This window comes from Bdellovibrio sp. HCB2-146 (genome assembly GCF_047345725.1).
Taxonomy (GTDB): domain Bacteria; phylum Bdellovibrionota; class Bdellovibrionia; order Bdellovibrionales; family Bdellovibrionaceae; genus Bdellovibrio.
Map to the genome: position 1 here is coordinate 897,463 of NZ_JBLEQP010000001.1, position 18,469 is coordinate 915,931.

The 18,469-nt window shown below is 45.5% G+C and carries 14 protein-coding genes; 4 read left to right on the forward strand and 10 right to left on the reverse strand.

What is annotated here, in order from left to right; translation table 11 throughout:
• Positions 1-4: 4 nt before the first annotated feature.
• From fliS to ACLWOR_RS04430, 7 genes are all read right to left on the reverse strand, one after another.
• Complete coding sequence (gene fliS / locus ACLWOR_RS04400; RefSeq protein ID WP_413939458.1) at positions 5-412, reverse strand: flagellar export chaperone FliS; 408 nt, start codon at positions 410-412, stop codon at positions 5-7.
• Between the two features lie 35 nt (positions 413-447).
• Complete coding sequence (gene fliD / locus ACLWOR_RS04405; RefSeq protein WP_413939459.1) at positions 448-1,788, reverse strand: flagellar filament capping protein FliD; 1,341 nt, start codon at positions 1,786-1,788, stop codon at positions 448-450.
• Positions 1,789-1,984: 196 nt separating this feature from the next.
• Positions 1,985-2,359 carry a hypothetical protein gene (locus tag ACLWOR_RS04410; RefSeq protein WP_413939460.1) on the reverse strand — a complete coding sequence of 125 codons (375 nt, stop codon included), beginning with the start codon at positions 2,357-2,359 and terminating at the stop codon, positions 1,985-1,987.
• A gap of 404 nt (positions 2,360-2,763) precedes the next feature.
• Positions 2,764-3,597: a flagellin gene (locus ACLWOR_RS04415; protein WP_413939461.1), complete on the reverse strand. Its 834-nt coding sequence runs from the start codon at positions 3,595-3,597 to the stop codon at positions 2,764-2,766.
• Positions 3,598-3,944: 347 nt separating this feature from the next.
• Positions 3,945-4,583, reverse strand: a complete 639-nt coding sequence (locus tag ACLWOR_RS04420; RefSeq protein WP_413939462.1) for a transposase — start codon at positions 4,581-4,583, stop codon at positions 3,945-3,947.
• Positions 4,584-4,879: 296 nt separating this feature from the next.
• The gene (locus tag ACLWOR_RS04425; RefSeq protein ID WP_413939463.1) at positions 4,880-5,704 is read right to left on the reverse strand and encodes a flagellin; all 825 of its coding nucleotides are present in this window, start codon (positions 5,702-5,704) and stop codon (positions 4,880-4,882) included.
• Positions 5,705-6,311: 607 nt separating this feature from the next.
• Positions 6,312-7,970, reverse strand: coding sequence for a methyl-accepting chemotaxis protein (locus tag ACLWOR_RS04430; RefSeq protein WP_413939464.1), 1,659 nt, complete (start codon positions 7,968-7,970; stop codon positions 6,312-6,314).
• 175 nt (positions 7,971-8,145) lie between these two features.
• Here ACLWOR_RS04430 and ACLWOR_RS04435 point away from each other — a divergent pair, with 175 nt between their 5' ends.
• From ACLWOR_RS04435 to ACLWOR_RS04445, 3 genes are read left to right on the forward strand one after another with little or no spacing between them, the layout of a single operon-like run.
• The gene (locus ACLWOR_RS04435; RefSeq protein WP_413939465.1) at positions 8,146-9,909 is read left to right on the forward strand and encodes an alpha/beta hydrolase; all 1,764 of its coding nucleotides are present in this window, start codon (positions 8,146-8,148) and stop codon (positions 9,907-9,909) included.
• Complete coding sequence (locus ACLWOR_RS04440; RefSeq protein ID WP_413939466.1) at positions 9,910-11,010, forward strand: DUF6765 family protein; 1,101 nt, start codon at positions 9,910-9,912, stop codon at positions 11,008-11,010.
• Between the two features lie 10 nt (positions 11,011-11,020).
• On the forward strand, positions 11,021-12,703 hold the full coding sequence (locus ACLWOR_RS04445) for a GMC oxidoreductase (protein WP_413939467.1): 1,683 nt from the start codon (positions 11,021-11,023) through the stop codon (positions 12,701-12,703).
• On the opposite strand, the gene ACLWOR_RS04450 is transcribed toward ACLWOR_RS04445, so the two are convergent.
• From ACLWOR_RS04450 to ACLWOR_RS04460, 3 genes are all read right to left on the reverse strand, one after another.
• Positions 12,672-13,943, reverse strand: coding sequence for a sensor histidine kinase (locus tag ACLWOR_RS04450; protein WP_413939468.1), 1,272 nt, complete (start codon positions 13,941-13,943; stop codon positions 12,672-12,674). The two genes, ACLWOR_RS04445 and ACLWOR_RS04450, sit on opposite strands and share 32 nt — an antisense overlap.
• 87 nt (positions 13,944-14,030) lie before the next feature.
• The gene (locus ACLWOR_RS04455; RefSeq protein ID WP_413939469.1) at positions 14,031-14,777 is read right to left on the reverse strand and encodes a 3D domain-containing protein; all 747 of its coding nucleotides are present in this window, start codon (positions 14,775-14,777) and stop codon (positions 14,031-14,033) included.
• 111 nt (positions 14,778-14,888) lie between these two features.
• Positions 14,889-15,647 carry a substrate-binding periplasmic protein gene (locus ACLWOR_RS04460; protein ID WP_413939470.1) on the reverse strand — a complete coding sequence of 253 codons (759 nt, stop codon included), beginning with the start codon at positions 15,645-15,647 and terminating at the stop codon, positions 14,889-14,891.
• 94 nt (positions 15,648-15,741) lie between these two features.
• Here ACLWOR_RS04460 and ACLWOR_RS04465 point away from each other — a divergent pair, with 94 nt between their 5' ends.
• Positions 15,742-18,459, forward strand: coding sequence for an ATP-binding protein (locus ACLWOR_RS04465; RefSeq protein WP_413939471.1), 2,718 nt, complete (start codon positions 15,742-15,744; stop codon positions 18,457-18,459).
• Positions 18,460-18,469: the final 10 nt, after the last annotated feature.

Genomic DNA, 18,469 nt, shown 5'->3' on the forward strand with positions numbered 1-18,469 from the left:
ATCTTTAGCCCACTTTTTTGTCTGATGTTTCTTGTTCTTTTTTAAGTTTTTCAACTGCCTGAACCCAACCGTCATAGAGTGTGTTCAAGAGTTTTAAATTTGCTTGCAATGGCTCTGGACTGCCTGTGATGTTAGCCTTTGTGTATTGCTCCATCATGAACATATAAAGTTGTTCAAGCTGGTTGGCCACTTCACCACCGACTTTGTGATCCAAAGTGTTGTTAAGTTCCATGATAATGTCGAAGGCGCGGCCAATGTTCATACCACGATCTGCGATCTTCTTTTCTTCTGCTGCTTTAATTGCCAACTTAGTAAACTTGATGGCCCCCTCATAAAGCATCAACAGAATCTTTTCGCGACTCGCACTTTGAACCGATGTGTTTTTGTACTTCTGGTACGCATTCTTATTCATAGTCCCTCACCTACCTGCATCTTTTAAAACTTCAATTAACCTTTAGGAGCCATCGCCGCAAACTTCGCTTGTTGGGCTTGCATCTCCGACATTTTTCCTTCTAAATCCGCAAACTTTTTTCGTAAACTTTCTTCTTTCCGCTCAAGCTGACGTTCTTTGGTTTCGATACGTCCATTCACTTGCTTGATACGATCTTCCAGACCGCGCTTTCTATTTGAAAGCACACCGAAAGCACCATTCGTCAGGTTGCCGATCTCTCTTTTCAAGGTCGCCACAAAGCCAGTTTTAAAACCGTCTCCGCGGAAGAACGCGGCTACACCTGCAGGATTTGAATTCAACGTTTTGTTGAACTTGTCCTGACTGAAATCCAAAGTACCGTTACGGTTGAACTGAATGCCCAGCTCTCCGACACGAGTGATCGGAGATTCCACGCCCAGTTGCGGATTCAAAATCACGCGACGAAGCGCTGTCTCTACCGAACGAATCATTCCGTCACCGCCCAAAGGGCCCAACTGTGGATTCTTACCGTTACCCGCCTGCAGCTTGTGTTGCTTCTGGATAAAATCCAAAGCGGCATTGTAAGCATCGACAAAGCTTTTCACTTTGCCCGAAATGACTTCTAAGTTTTCCTGCACCTTCATGCGAATTTCTCTGCCAGGAGCCGCGGATTTAAAATCCAACGTCACACCTGGAATCAAATCCGATGTTTTATTATCTGGAATCTCAATTTCAAAACCGTCGACTTTGATCTTCGCATTCTGTGAAGGACGCGATTGATCGAAGTACATATCTTGGTCCCCGTCGAGCATATAGATCTTCGGGAACGTCACTTGTTGATTGTCTCCGGTAGCCATACCGGAAACGAGCAACTTAAACGGATTCTCTTTATCTTTACGATCTTCAATAACCTGAGCTTTTAAACCCAAGTTAGCCATATTGATTTGCTTCGCAACTCCCTCGAGAGTTGAGTTCGATCCGCTGATGTAAACTTCTTTCGTTCCCTCATTCGTTTCGAACTTGATGTAACCCACACCAATTTGCGTGTTGTCTTTATCGGGAAAACCATTCGACAACGCGCCCGGCTTCTGTGCCAACTGCAAAACTTCCACAGAGTAATCCCCAGGAATTGCTGACGCAGGATCGACAGTTCCTTCGACAACATTTGGGTCACCGCTAATAAACTTTTTATCAATGAAACCACCATTGCCCGTAAGCTCAGAGAGGTTCTTTGTGATATCGTTTACTTTCGTTTCTAAATCTTGCACGAGCTTGAGCTTGTCCTCTTGCTTAGTGCGCTGGGTTTCCATTTGTTTTACAGGAATACGTTCAGCGTCCATCAACTGATCGACGATGTTGGGTGGTAACCCTGATGCCATGCCTGTAAATCGAATGCCTGCCATGAGATAATCGTCTCAAAATAACACAAGCACCGTGAGTCAATTAAATGTCTGTAGAAAGGGCCAGGGGCGCGGGTTTTGAGAGTGAGAACGAATTTACGCAGCAGAAATTCTGACGAATGGGTATTTTCCTAGACGGAGTACTGGGAAGCAAATGCTGATGATTTATTTTATTTTAAGCCGAGCGCTTCAAAAGCTGCCCACGAGGCGAGTTATCAGAGGGCAAAGTCCACAAATCCAACTCTGGAATTCGACGAATCAAATTTCCCAAATTATCCTTCACAAGAACAAACCTTCCGTCACCGAGATCCTCAAGTTCCACTGTCCATTTGTGCTCTTTAAAGGAGGGTAAATTACGAAGATGCTCCATGGATTTTTCGAGCTGCTCCTCAGTCATAGGCTCACGCTGTTGCTGCTGCCCACCCGTAAAATCCTGCCCGTTCGCATCGCGATCATGAGTCATATCCGACTTAATAGCCTGCCCCGTACGATCAATCGATCGAACTTCGTTATTGGGCAAAATATTAGGAATAAAACCCTTAATATTCATACGATAATTTATCGGCATATTTTGCTAAAAGCTTAAGCACGGCGACGAAAGTCGAGTGCCAGATGCGACAGCGACGCGCGAAGCGCGGCTGAGCCAGAGGAAAAACGCAAGTTTGAGTCCTGAGAACTTACGCGGAGGTTGCTTGGTTGGATTGTTGAACTCTGTCGCGAGTTCCGCAGCTTCCAAAAACCACGGCAAGAACCGGGAAAAACAAAAAGCCTCAGATCCCCAAGGCCACACAAGTACAAGATAAGCGAGGACTGTCCGAGCAGCAGAGTTTAACAATCCAACCAAGCAACCGACCCACCGGGTAAGTACCCCAGGAAGAAAAACCCTCCTGGGTAGGTTGGTACCGAGAGGGAACGGAGGCTCCCTCTCAGATCGAACTCTTATTTATTATTCAATTAACCAATTAGGCGAAGAGCCATGTTTGGAATTTGGTTCGCTTGACCCAAAACCGCAGTATTAGATTGCAACAATACTTGGTTACGAGTTGATTCAGCAGTTGCTGCTGCGATGTCTGTATCACGGATACGAGAGTTCGCTGCAGAGATGTTCTCGTGTTGAACACCCAAGTTATCAACTGTTGATTGCAAGCGGTTTTGAAGGGCACCGAGATTTGCGCGGTAACCATTCACTTGCGATTGTGCTTTATCGATTTGCTCTAGTGCAGATTGCGCTCCAGCTTTTCCAGTGAAGTCGAAACCGTCGATACCTAGTTCACCGATAGTTGCATTTGTTTCACCTGCGTTGAAAGAGATACGGTCAGCGTCGTCATCGTTGTTGATACCAACTTGGAAGTCGAACTTGTCGCCGGAACCATCAAGCAGTTTAGTCGTACCGAATTTAGTTGTTTGAGTGATACGTTGAGCTTCAGCTTTCAATTGTTGAACCTCTTTATCGAGGAAACCGCGCTCTGTATCACCGATAGTGTCAGAAGATGCTTGTACACCCAACTCTCTCATACGAGTCAAGATGTTAGAGATTTCACTCAAGCCACCCTCAGCTGTTTGTACCATCGAGATACCGTCATTGGCATTGCGTCCTGCTTGACCTAATGATCTGATTTGTGATTTCAAGTTTTCACTGATTGCCAAACCTGCTGCGTCGTCCGCTGCTTTATTGATGCGCGAACCTGAAGACAATTGCTCCATTGATTTACCAATTGCACGTTGTGAACCTACCATTGTTCTTTGTGCATTGATCGCAGATACGTTCGTAGAAATTCTCATTCCCATTTGGGACCTCCATTATTGCGGCAGCCTTATACCTACTTAGGCTTGCCTGTTTAACACGTTGGTGACTCCACCTTCGTCTGGCCCCCTGCAAGCGAATCTGAATCAGTAGTCACTCCAACTCAGTTCTCAGCGGCTTCGACTTTGGTTTGCGTCGTTGCTTCTGACATACCTTTCGGCGAGGTCTTAAAAGGCTTTAGTCGCGTCCAGCAGATCTAGACCATCGTCGTGAAAAACCTAGACCATGGTATTGAAAAACAGACCATCACCCAGCATTTTTCAAGACAAAGGTCCAGCCAAACCCAAAGTCCACCCCGACCAAAAAAGGTGCCCGGTGATTTTTCGGGCAACTACAGTCGATGAAACTCTAACGAGTTAGGCTTTTTATTTTGTTTTGGAAGTTTGAAAGTAGATTTGCGAAGAGAACGCCGGACAATTTCCCACTGAAGTTCGTTGGGTTTTCGATTCAACCAATCAAGTGTTAAAACTCGCGAGTGAAAGGTCGACCAATTAAAATCATCGTAAATAGGAACATCCATTCGAGCGTTACCCATTAGTCCCGGCAAAGCACTGTAGGGATAATCCTCCACTCGCTCGCAAATTCCGGCAGCAATTGGATTGTGATAAAGATACTTGTAGGCGTGTAAATAATATTGCGGAGAAGATAGAAGACTACGGTGAAAACGAGTACCGTAGGTGCAATTAATTCTTTTGCTCAACCTTCTTAAATCTCGACCGCTTTCACTCATAAAAAACCGCATTGCTTCGCTGAGATTTCCTTCTGGAGCGTGCACAATTAAATGATAGTGATTACTCATCAGCACGAACGCATGAACTCGAATGTTAAATGCAAAGCTAATGAAAGTTAGGTGCATTGTCATAATTGACCAAACGTCTTCGAGATCTTCGGAAAACCAATCGCGATTAATACAGCGAGCGGTAATGTGGTAAGGTAATTCGGTATTACAGATAAATTGCTTTCGTCCCATGAATTGGGAAGACTGCAATTTTCGAAGAGTGCGTGGGATAAAATCCTTAAGCGAGAGATTTTAAAAGGTATCCGGGTTACGGCCGGACTGATGCTCTGCGCGACTAAAAAGTCACCGGGCACCTTTTAAAATCCCTGGGAGCGGGTGCTCCCAGGGTGGGCTTAAGACGAGGAGTATAAGTGGGCGACCCCTCTTCCCAAGAGAGACCCTATCCCAGAAACAGGCCTCTCCCGACATTCACAAGAATGATAAGTCTTTAAAATTTTCTGTTAATAAATTCGCTGAAACTTTTTTTATTAAACTAGTTTCAACGCTACACTCGGCATTTGGTTGGCTTGCGCTAACACCGATACCGCTGTGTTTTGAAGAATACTTGCCGAAGCCATCTCTGCTGTTTCCTTCGCAATATCCGTATCACGAATACGAGAGTTCGCTGCTGACAAGTTTTCATAAGAGACGTCGAGATTGCTCACCGTCGATTCCATGCGCGATTGCATCGCACCGAAATTCGCTCGAAGAGAACCGACCTTTGAAATCGCCTCGTCCACCGATGCGAGCGCTTCCCGCGCATCACCTTTATCTCCAACCGCGAGGCCAGAAATTCCCAATGCACTTGTCGTTGCATCGGCATCGAATTCGAAAGCAATAACGTTATCTTCACCACCCTGAGGTCCCACATGGAACTCTAGTTGTCCACCTGATCCATCAAGGAGTTTTGTTTTACCGAACATAGTCGTCTTCGCGATACGATCCGCTTCTTGGATTAATTGTTGGGCCTCGTTGTTGAGGAACCCGCGTTCGACATCGCTCACGGTATCTGATGCGGCCTGAACCCCCAGCTCGCGCAAACGAACCAAGATATTCGACACCTCATTCAATCCACCCTCACCTACCTGCGCGAATGAAATCGCGTTGTTGGCGTTGTTTCGGGCAGCCGAGATACCTCTTAATTGTCCTTTAAAGTTTTCCGAGATTGCCAGACCAGCGGCATCATCGGCGGCATTTACGATACGAGAACCAGACGCTAAAGCTTGCGCTGAATGCTCTGCTCTCTTTTGTTGTTTTGATAGCACACGTTGTGCTGCGATAGAAGCGGTGTTGGTTGCGATTCTTAAGCCCATGCGAACCTCCCAAGGGATTATGTTGACCAGAGCCGCCGTTTCTTGGGGAAAATGTCATGAACCGAGGTAGCACCACTTACCTGCAGAACACTCCGAAATTCCAACGTACGTCCCGTGTCTGTTTTTGTTATTCAATTTTCAAAATACAAAAAAATTTAAAATTAAAATTAAGGTTGGAACGAACATGCTTGAGGGCTGAGTGACTATTTCAACTGTCTCAAGCTGTTCGCCGCCTAGGAGGATTTGTCTCTTGGAGGAGGTCCATCTTTTAGCGTTACCCAACGTGTTACAGCAAACTCTTCGGACCATGGTCCAGAAAACTTTAGGGCTAAGGTCTAGGTTTTTTTGGACACCTAACCTTAGTTATTGAAATGATTAGAAATTAAGGACACAAAAATTTTACGACGAAGGTCTAGGTGAAGCTCGACTAAGGAATTGAACGCGATGTTTTATCTGTACTTATGTTACAAAATTACGGACCGAAATACTAGTTTCTTCAACGTTTCGCATGATTATGAAACGCAAAAAGGGGAATTCCATCTCATTATGATGGAATTCCCCTCTGAAAATCTCTGAATTTCCCTCTGAGAAGTGTCTCGCGAGTGAGTTAGAAGCCGTCCGTCGTTCCTACTTTTCCAAGTGACTCTTCATCGAAAGGAATCGCTTCTTGCGCTGAATTTTTTGTCGCTGCCTTTGCAGTTTTCTTTCCTGCTTTTGCCGTCGACATCGACACCACATTCGCTGTTACTGGTTTCACAGAGCGAGTCGCACCCACTGGAGCAGATGCTGACGCATTCAACGTTTGAGAAGTTTTTCCGTGAATAACCTGATTCAGTTCCGCCGTTAAGCTTTGTGCCGTCACTGCTAGATTGCTGATTTCACCGCTGGTTGCCGCAATTTCTTCGGCGGATGCTGCATTTGACTGCGAAGCTTGATCCAACTGATTCATCGCCTTCGTGATTTGCTGGATTCCAGAAGTTTGCTCTGCACTCGCTGAAGCGATCTCGCTGTTCAAATCAGATACTTTTTTAACCGAACTCACGATGTTGTTAAGGACATCACCACTTTGACCCGCAATTTTGCTGCCTTCATCGACTTGCGCCACCGATTCTTTGATCAAGTGAGTGATATCTTTTGCGGCGGCTGCACTTCTTTGTGCCAATGCACGAACTGCTTCCGCCACGACTGCGAAACCTTTGCCCTGTTCCCCGGCGCGGGCCGCTTCCACCGCTGCATTCAAAGCCAACAAGTTTGTTTGAAAGGCAATATCATCAATAACTGAAATAATTTCTTCGATCTTTTTCGAAGACTGAGAAATCGCCGTGATCGCATGGATCAAGATATCAATTTCCTTTTGACCCTTTTCAGCCGAATCACGAGACGAAGCCGACAGCGCCGCTGCTTGTTTCGCATTATCAGAGTTCAATTGCACCATCGAAGAAAGTTCTTCTAATGAAGCCACTGTTTCTTCCAGCGAAGCCGCGGCCTCTGTTGAAGATTGAGAAAGACTATTGCCTGCTTCATTCAATTGCTCAACCGCAGAAGCCACGCTTGCCCCCGCTGTCATCAAGCGACTGCCGATAGACGACACCGATGTCGACACTCGGCTTGCAATCCACAGCAAGATACCGAACACAAGTGTTGTCGCGAAAGCTGTGATCATTAAAATCCACTGTGTCACTGACTTTTGTGTCGCTGCCGCTTCTTCACCTTCGGCTTGCGCACGTTTGTTGTACATCATGAATGTATCGCGATTAAACGCCCCGACCTTGTCACCTAAATCATCAAATTCCTTTGTCAGCATCAAACGCGCTGTCGCCAATTTTTGTGGATCACGGGTTTCAACCATGTTGGCGATTTCAAACATCATCGTCGAAAGGTGTGCATAATCGTCTTTGACACCTTCATAGCGTTTGGCTTCTTCAGGCATAAAGTCCGTCTTTGCATAAGCTTCATAAGCAGCTTTAAACTCATCTGCTCCCGCTCTGGCGTCTTTAAGCTCTGCCATGTAGTCACCGGTATTGTATTCAATAGCCGCCATCGCAGCGAAAATCTTGTAGCCATATTTGTTTCGCGACTGACGTGCTTCTGCTAGCACATCTAGGTTTGGAATGATCTCTTTGTGAGCACTCCCCAAAAGTCGAGTGAGTTCACCCGTACCACTCACAGAAATAAAACCGATGGATGCAAATCCAAGTAGCGGCAAGACTGCGGCGAAAAGCAACTTACCTTTAATTCCACGAAACCACGACGATAGTTGGGACATTATTTGACTCCTAGTCACGTTTGTTTTTGCGAAGTGAGATTTCGGAGCACTCCTCACACTTTGTGAGTCTAGTTTTTTACATAGCTGAAATGTTCGTAGGGACGGACTAGACTATCTTTTGTCCACCAATCTAAGGTCTGTTTACAGCAAACATGTTCATATCTATCTTTGGGAGATGACACAAATTCACAATCTTGAATTCACAGAGCGTATGGCAGGTTTGTTTCTCAATCACGAAGGCACACTTGCACCCGATCAACGATTCTCTCGCGATCAATTTCTCGCCATAGAAAATTCCCCGCAAAAGAGACCCTACGAATTCACTCTGACAATTCAAGTGAACGACGTCGATCGCTTCATCGATGATCCACAACTCGAAGCGACGGCGATTGGTTCCATCAGTCATCCACTGGAAAAACGCGAAGTCAAAATTGAAAGTGCCACCTTCAATCTTTTCACTCGTCCCCAAGCAAGCCCCGATCTCAACACCGCTAAAGAAATGCACTACACACTTTATCTCTCTGACGCCCTTGGGGGTCGTTGGACATTTTTTGGGTTTAAAGAAATTTTGAAAGAAGACGGTCTTGATATGTGGGACCAAACAACGACACTTTATTGTTATGCCTGGAAAGGTCACACGCCGTTTGGAGATGACACCCCCAAGCAACTTGTTGGCACCGGTGTTTTAAGAATTTCGGCAGCTGACTTTATTAAACAACTCGGAACCTTCAAAACTAACGATGATAATATTCTTGAAAGCCAACGCACATTGGGAAAATTCCTCGACGCCTTTGCCTCGAATCTATGGCAAGCCTATGCGCCCTTTGTTTTCACGACGACCTCTGCTCGCTGGAACGAACATCTTTTCCCGATGCATACGACTCAAGGTGTGGTTCGCGGTGAAAAAACTCTACATCCGCTTGATACAGCCGACGGTTTAACAATTTCCCTGCAAAGATTTAAAACCCATAACAGTAAAAACGTGGTTTTGCTTTTACATGGCTTAACGACGTCCACTGATATGTTTATTATGCCAGAACACCAAAATCTCGTGAACACCTTGCACAGTCAGGGTTTTACCGATGTGTGGTCTTTAGATTGGCGCGGAAGTGGACGTTTCACTTATAACCTCGGTCCTCATCGTTACACGATTGACGACATCGCAAAATACGATATTCCGAAAGCTGTTGAATACATTCGCGCGCAATGCGGATCAGACATAAAAATCCACGTAATCTGTCACTGTGTGGGTTCATTATCATTCATGGCTTCGCTGGCTGCGGGTCATGTGAGTGGGATTCAGAGTGTCATCTCAAACAGCGTTTCCCTCACTCCGCAAGTGAAGTGGCAAGGTCTCCTCAAACTCACCTTCGGACCCGAAGTTCTTGAATACATTTTCCGTTATGCCTATGTCAGCCCTCGTATGCCGTACTTCCCTGGATTTGGTTTTGGCAAATGGATGTACTGGATGGAGCGCATGATGCGACGAGAGTGCACGGAGCCCGCTTGTCATCTTGTCAGTTTTATGTGGGGTTGGGGATTCCCCGCCGCCTACAAACACCGCAATATTCATCCGACGACTCATCGACGCCTTGTCGATCTTTTCGGAGGAACAAGCTTTCACTACTATCGTCACATTCGAAAAATGCTTTTCGCAAAAGCTTCAATCTCTTATGAATCAAAAAATCGTGTGAACTATCTGCACGAGCTGGAAAAGCGTTCGGCTCCTCCGATGCTCTTTATCAGTGGTGCTGAAAACAATATTTTTCCTGGTTCAAACAAACTGACTTACGAAACCTTAAAACGCGGCGTTCATAGCAGCAAGGTCGATTATGTCGAGTTTGAAAATTACGGGCATCAAGACGTTTTCATGGGTCAATACTGTCACACCGAAGTCTTCCCACGTCTGATTCAATTCCTCAAAGAAAAGAGCGCATAGATGCAAATAGATTTTCACCTGGGCGTCACGTATGTTCTGGCCCGCCTCAGTGGATTTTCTCCGTTTGAAGCAAACACCATCGCCAGTGCTTCCCAGTATGTTGATGACGCCATTCATTCGGGAACTATTCTGTTCAACAATCATTCAGCATACCAGTTCACCGCAAGTGCGCATCGCATGCTCGACTATCGAAACTTTAAAGAACTCGCAAATCATCACGTCTGGATTCCGTTTCATTTTATTCCTGGAAACCAAACGACACAGGTTGATCTAGAGCCCGCGATTCAAAAACTGATTTGTCGTCCCAACAGTCTTATCGCTCAAGATATCGTGCAAAACTGTATTTCGCAGTTTCAGCGTCCTTATGGTTACCATCTATTAGGCGTCACGACTCATGCGTATGTTGATACGTGGGCCCATCAAGGATTTTCCGGCATCACCCATGAAGCCAATAAGGTCTCTGAGATCTATGATGAAGACGGTGTCTTAGATCAGCAAATGATGACTTATCGAAAGAAATATTATAGTCGCAACTACCTCCGTAAACTCTGGGACTGGATCGTTTCGAAATTCGTAGGCGAAGCCAATCCTATCGGACATGGTCCCGTGCTAAGTTATCCTGATCTGCCTTACTTACGTTGGAGCTACCGTGACTGGAAGGGTGAAATCGTCCGACGTGATAATCCAACCGACTATATGACTGCAGTTCATCACGTGCTCGATTTTTACCGCCAACTGCGCGAGACTCACAATCTTACTGTCATTAAAATTCAAGATCAGGATCTTGAAACAATTCAAAATCTACTTCAAAGCATCGATTACGAAAGTGGCGAAGAGCGCCTAGCAGCATGGAAGCTTGCTATCCAAAAAGGGCAGTTTTCATTCGGAAATGACGTCTGGAAATACTCTGTTGAAGGCAACGACAGCTGGCTCAAAGAAGCCTTCGATTTCGATGTGATGGATGACTTCCAATATGAAGGTGTTCCATACAAAGAAAGTTTCCTTCGTTCCAACTGGAAGATGATGCACGATGCCCTCTTGTTTTATCGCTTCATGGTTTTGCACGATATTTTACCCCGCTATCAAATCTGTGTAGCGTAAAGGATTTCAAATGGAATTGAATTTCGATTTTATCGTCATCGGTTCGGGTTTTGGCGGCTCGGTTATGAGCTGTCGGCTTGCGGAAAAAGGTTACAAAGTTTGCCTCCTTGAACGCGGTCGTCATTGGAAAATGCACGAGTTTCCTCGCCGTCCTCACGAAATTCAAAAAAATATGTTCTGGGACCCGAAAGACAAAAAATTCGGCTTAATGGAGTTTCGTGACAATCCCGATAGCGATGTCATGACATTAACAGCCAGCGGCCTGGGTGGTGGCAGTCTTATTTACGCAAATGTTCTTTACAGAATGCCATCCGAGTTTTTCAAGGACTGGCCCGCACCTTTTAATCGCGCACAGCTGGATCCCTATTACGACAAAGTCTTGAACGTGATGGAAGCAAAATCTTATCCGGTCGATGACCCCTACTACAAAAACACACCGAAAACTCAGGCGCTCAAAAAAACAGCCGAAGAACTTTCACAAACCGAAGAGATGACGGCGAAACCGCAGTTCAATCTCCCCCCCCTTGCGGTTCGTTTCGAGGGTGAATTTCCCGGGCAGCAAACACGCAACGCCCATGGTGCCCTTCAATCTCGCTGCAACAAATGTGGCGAGTGCGATTTAGGTTGTAATATCCATGCAAAAAACACTCTGGACCTAAATTATATCTACCGCGCTCAACATCTCCCTAATAAAATTGAAGTCCGCACCCAAGCTGAAGTTGTGCGGATTGAAGATTTCAAAACATATTATCAAGTATCTTATGTGGTACCGGAGTTTCCTCTCGAGGAAATCAAGATCACGGCCCAAAAAGTCATTGTATCAGCAGGATCGGTGGGATCGACTTCACTTCTTCTTAAAATGAAAATGCAAGGCCATCTTCCGCGCCTTAATTCATTCCTTGGAAAAAAGTGGTGTGGAAATGGTGATCTTTTAGGAATTGTTCTGGATTCGAAAAATCAAGCTGATCCGACCACAGGTCCCGTGATCACCGGCGCTATTGAATACAAGTACAAACCTTATCCCGATGCTTATCCCCATGGGATGTATATTGAGGATGCTGGATTTCCAATCGGCATGGCCTGGTATCTTTCTGGAAAAATTCCGCAGGTCAAAACCATTTGGGGATCGCTTCAATTGGTTTGTAAGAACGTCGGAAGATTCCTTCGCAAGATCCTCCGTCTGCCGCAAAAACTTGCGGAAATCAATTTAGGAGACGACTTTGCAAAGGCTATCGATCGGGCCGACTTTGTTCGCCGTGGATTCCTACTTTTAGGCATGGGACGAGACCGTGCCGATGGTGAGCTGCAATTGCGCGAAGACGGTGAAGCGATCTTAAAGTGGAAGCTCACTGCCAGCCAGCTTCACTATGATCGCATGCGCACGGAGATGAAACGAATTACTACGAATATGGGTGGAGATTTCCTCGACAATCCTCTGACCTATTTAGACAAAGTGATTGCCGTGCATCCGTTAGGTGGTTGCCCGATGGGCACCAATGAATCTGAAGGTTTTGTGAATACCAAGGGTGAAGTTTACGGGCATCCTGGATTGTACGTCGTTGATGGGAGCATTATTCCCACGTCAATAGGACCCAATCCATCACTTACGATTGCAGCGATTGCTGAATATATGGCGGAGCAGATTCCAGCGAAAAGCGCTGTTAAGACTGAATCAGCGGAAAGCGCAATGTAACTTTCGTTCCTTGCGAATGACTTTCGGTCGCTTTTTCGTGGGAGGTGATATCAATCGTACCTCCCATCATTTGCAAATATTCTTTCACCAGAGGCATACCGTAACCAGTGCCCTTCTCGCCCTCAGTTCCTGCCCGAGTCGTCGGCGCATTCACATCAAAGATTCTAGCGAGCAAATCCTCCGGGATTCCAATTCCATAATCTTGAATCTCTACGACAGCCCACAGATCTTGAGAGTAAGCTCTTAGATCCACACGGTCCCCTGGTTGCGAAAATTTGATGGCGTTGTGGAGCAAATTCAACAGAACAATACTACAAAGAATAGTTCGCTCACCATTGATCACAAGTTGCTCCGGAGCGATGTCTAAAGCCAACCGAATATCCTTACGAAACGCCACAGGAATTGTATTGTCAGTGGCTTCTTTTAAAATTGAAGGCAAGAGCAAAGGTACCAAAGGCAACGTGGCCTTCCCGTCTTTAACAGACTTCAAATGCCTTACTTGCGATAAAAGATTGTTGATATCATCCACCGCTTTTTCAATTTTCTCGATTTCGTTTGAACCAGTGTTTTCTTGGTCGCCTTCTTTCACTTTTAGAAGATTGAGCGTCATTGTCGAAAGCGAATTGGCAATATCATGCAAAAGCATGCGCAAGAGATTCTCAATGTCAGAATTTTTCTCGGCCAGTCTTTGGGCAAATAATTTCTCGCCCTGCACGTAGTGATTCGTCGTGTACGAGGCGAAAATCAAAAACGTAAAGGTATTGAACATCTTCTCGTAACTGTAGTTGATTTTTTGTAAAATCAATTGCGGAGCGCCGGTGTGCATTTTCAAATACCAAAAAAATCCCATGGTCACAAAGACGATGATATATCCTAGGAAAGCCCCTTGCACCCCCAACAAAACTGCCGTCACCAGAGGCACAGCCGCAAGCCAAAAGACTCCCGGCGCATCAGCTCCTCCTGAAAGATACAGCAGGTAGAGCAATATCGAGAGCTCCAGCACACAAATACTGAAAGCCGCAAGGAAGTAGAGACGATATTTGTAGAGCAAAACAGGAGGGAGCACGAGTAACAATGACCACATCGTGATCAGCTCTGTATTGTAGTCGGGAACTTTATACTCGAAATTAAAACGAAGGATATAAAGAAGGATAATAGAAACACCGATGGTATAAACTACCTTTAGATAAACAACATGCTTCCTGCGGGCTTCCTCAGAAGTCGTTACAAAATCAGCCATAGGTGTTGGTATTTATTTACTCCCTCGTGACCATTGTATCGGAATTATTGCAAAAATCCGGACATAAATACAAAAATTTAATGCTGTTTACTTTTGAGGAATTTGAAGTAGCAATGCCGCTTCAAACTGAGACTGAGGTTTCAACTTTGGATAGCCTCGACGTTCGCGGGTCGCAGCGGCCTCACTCGGATTCGCAATTCGATACTCATAGCGATGTCGAGAGTCACTAAAGCCTAGGCGAGCCAATACATTTTCTTTATCAAGATGGTTGTAAAATCCCGTAAAGAAATCAAAGCGACCTCGACCTTTAATTTTTCCACCGGAATCGCGGATCACCAAAAAGCCATCATGGATTTCCCCGTTTGGCATGCGCACCCCGATCAGTCGAGGAACGAAAATCACATCGCCAGCTCGGTAGATTGACAAATCAGCTGCGACGGAAAAATAGGGATCTAAGCAACTGCTTTTCACCCCATAGCCAAACGGACAAATGGCAATGTCGACTTCGACAAATCGTGCAATTCCATCTTTGGTGGAATGATAGTTGAACGAATGGGTTTTATCTTCTTCATGTACAAAACAAGACCCCTGCATCAAGCAACGGTCATAGTCCGTATCACAGATCGTAATCAAAGTTCTGCCGTCGGGATCTTTCATGTCTTTTAAACGGCTGGCCGAACATTTTTGTCGATCGTATTGAATGATGGGCTTGTAGTAAATCGTTGGAATCAGTTGAGAGACGTCAGAAGACTTGGTCTCTGCACAAGACATCAGAGCGCCAAAAACTAAGAGCGATAGAATAAATAAAAGGCCTGAGCTCGACCACTTCTCCATGCCTCTTTTCTATCAAATTTCGGGTTTATTTTCAGGTACAGAAGGAAAAAGACAAAGCTCTTGCAAAGCTTTCCTGGGTGTCGAGAATTTGTTCAACAGCAGAGCTAAGTCTTAGTGACCCTTCAGATATTTGACTAAGTAGTCGTCCACAATTCTTTGAAAGTTGACCTTTTTGAGCCCTTTTTCCAACTTCTTCATCTTGGAGCGATTCAAAGAATTCACAGCGAAGTAGAGTTCTTTGTTCTCAATAATTCGTGGATTGACACTGACTCTTCCAGCCAAAGAGGGTTGAACGACATAGATATAATAACGAGCATTGTTGATATCCATCAAAGCGCCATCGACTTTCCCCAATGCGACTTTTCGAACGCTCGTGAAATCATCCCACCCTGACTCAGTTCGAATGACTTTCTTTTCGACCAAATTGGCGAATTCTTGTGGGCGAGCATAACTTTGTGTGGTGCTGATCAACTTGCCCTTAAGATCTTTAAGCTCTTTCCATTGCAAAGGTCGATCGCGTGGCTCCAGAAATCCAAGTGGCGAGCGAAACAGTAAAACCGAAGGAGTGTAATCGGGATGTGTAATCTCGGCCCACGCCGGAAAAACGCCGACAACTTCAGGGTCGGTTCCTTTTTTGAGGGCTTGCGTCCAATTGTAAAAAACAAATTCCACATCAATGCCGACTTGCTTAAGAGTTTCACGCAAAGCTTTAGCGGCCGCTCCGTTTTCAGGACAACGAGAGCAGGTAAAAGGCGGCCACTCCGTCGTATTCACCACCCAGCGTTCGGCCTTAGCATTGAAGCCAGCAAAAATAAGTAGCAACAAAACCAAAATCTGTTTTTTCCCGTGGGATTTTGTCCATTTTTTCACCGTTGTTCGACTCCTTGGACCTGTTTAATGGCTCATTCAGCAAGTACTAATTGCCCCGGTTTTGCCTATAGGATATCACTAATTTTACAAAGGTATGACAATACGTCTTAGGATTTTCTTATTTAATCTGATTTCTGTCTTTTTAGCGACCTTTGTCGTTGCCATTATTGGTTTAAAGATCGTTGAATCAACTGTTATCGACAGCACCTACGAACGCTTGACCCAAATTCGGATCAGCAAAACGACCGCAATTGAGAATTACTTCCGCGATCTGCAGACAGCTATCAACTTAATCTCGTCCCACGAGTTGACCGACGATCTTTTCCGTTCTCCTTCGTATGATAGTCACCCGGACTTTCGCCGTCTTTTAGACAACTATGTCCTCGATTTCAATATCTATGACATGGCACTTATCAACCCAAAAGGTCATATTGTCTACACAACTCGTAAAGACACCGAAGATGGAATTTCGGTTCTCGCTGATTTACCAAGTGGCTCGAAAATGCGCGACCTCTTTACCTGGGGAATGAAGGCGCAAGAAGGTTCCACTCTGTTTTTGGACTTTGATAAAGATCCGGTGAACCCTAGTTATGCGACAGGGTATGTCGCAGCTCCGGTTTATCGCAACAATGCGGTCGTCGGTGTCGTAGTTCTTAAAATTTCAATTTCCGAAATTGATCGCATCACCAGTGACAACTTTGCCTGGGCGACTCACGGTATGGGTCAGACCGGTGAAACTTTGATTTACGGCGAAGACTGGAGTTTGCGTAACACCGGTCGTTTCCGTGTCGAAGGGCCTACCAGTTCGCAAAGTGCTCTTGAAGCAGAAGTCCTTTCTACAAATCGCGGTGACGAAGACGTTAAAAGAATTGAAAACCTCTCTGAGGTTCGAGAACTGGGAACAGACTATCGCGGCAAGAAGGTTATTCGCTCGATCGGGAAAATCTATCTTCCTAACGGCGAACTCTGGTTCATCCAAACCAAAGTCGATGAAGCCGAAGCTTTCTCCGTCCTGGATCGCATCGCCATTGCATCAAGTGCCGCTGCCGTTTTGATCTTTATCTTGTTCTTCTTTGCAACATTCGCGGCCACCGGAAAAGTTGTTGAACCGATTCAGCTCCTCACCGATCGTCTAGAAAAATTAGGCACAAGCAACCTCACACAAAAGATCAACTATCAATCCAAAGACGAAATCGGTCTTCTGGTGAGCAAGTACAATCAACTCGCCGACCGTTTGGAAACCACCACGGTTTCTAAAGAGTTTTTGGATAGCGTAATTCAATCGATCAAGGCGTTCTTGTTCATCGTACGAGTCAATCCGCATGAAGATTGGCGCCGTTCGACTTATATGATTTCTCAAGCTAATGAAGCGGCCTTAAAACTCCTTGGAATGACGGCTCAGCAAGTAACCCAGGTAGATTTGAAATCCCGCGTGTTTGGCCCTGAAGAATTTAAGAACTACACATGGCTCTTGCAAACTCGTCACAGTATTGAAGCAGAAATTGTGGGCCAAGAAGGACGCCGCACGCCGATTCTGATGAATTGGGCGGCACTACCAAATCGCACGGGGCGCGAGCTGACATTCGTGTTTGTTTGTACGGACATCACAGAACGTATCAGTGCCGAACAAGCTTTGATCGAAGCCCGTGAACAAGCGGTGAAAGCTTCGCAAGCCAAATCGGAATTCTTGGCTCGTATGAGTCACGAGATCCGAACGCCACTCAATGCCATTTTAGGTATCACAGATATCTTGAGCGAATCGGATTTAAAACCTGAGCAAGCGCAACTGGTCAAAGTTTGCGCCAATGCCGGAGAAAATCTTCTCTCACTCATCAATGACATTTTGGATATCTCAAAAATCGAAGCGCGCGAAGTCCGTCTGGAAAAAATCGCCTTTGATCTTGAATCCACGACACGAAATATCTGCGATATCTTAAAACAAAAAGCCAATGAGAAGAACTTGGACTTCACTTTGGATTTCGCGCTGGAAGGTGATGAGCCTTTGATGGTGGTTGGCGATCCAACTCGCCTGCGCCAAATTCTTTTCAACCTTATCGGCAATGCGATTAAGTTCACCCAAACTGGAAAAATTGCGGTGCGTGTTGGGTTTGATACCAAAGAAAAACGCAACATTCGTTTCGCGATTCAAGATACCGGAACCGGTATTCCAAAAGAAAAACAACATCTGCTCTTCCAAAACTTCGTCCAAGCCGATAGCTCCATCACTCGCAAATTCGGCGGCAGCGGCTTGGGTCTCACGATTTCAAAAAATCTCGTGGAGTTAATGGGTGGACAGATTTGGTTTGAAAGCGAAGAAGATCACGGAAGTACTTTCTACTTCACTCTCCCTTACGTCGCGGCGGACTCGCTTTCTCAACCACTTGAGACCTATACACCGACAGCTCCGCAGCCATCGATTGATGCCTCTGCAGTCGCTCGCAACACACGCATCTTGATTGTCGACGATACCGAAGACAATCGCTTCCTTCTTTTGACTTACTTGAAGAAATATCCGTTTGATGTGGTTCAAGCTGAAAATGGACGTGAAGCTGTTGAGAAAGTCGCAGCGGAGCCATTTGATTTGATCTTGATGGACATTCAGATGCCGATCATGGATGGATATGAGGCAACTCGCCGTATTCGTGAAATGGAGAAAGAACGTTCTCTTCCTGTGGTTCCGATTATTGCGGTTAGTGCCAATGCCATGGCGGAAGATATCAAAAAGTCTTTGGATGCCGGCTGTACTGAGCACGTTACTAAACCTATTAAGAAGAGCGTTCTGCTCGAAATGGTTCAGCGGTATACAATCTAAAATCTTAGTT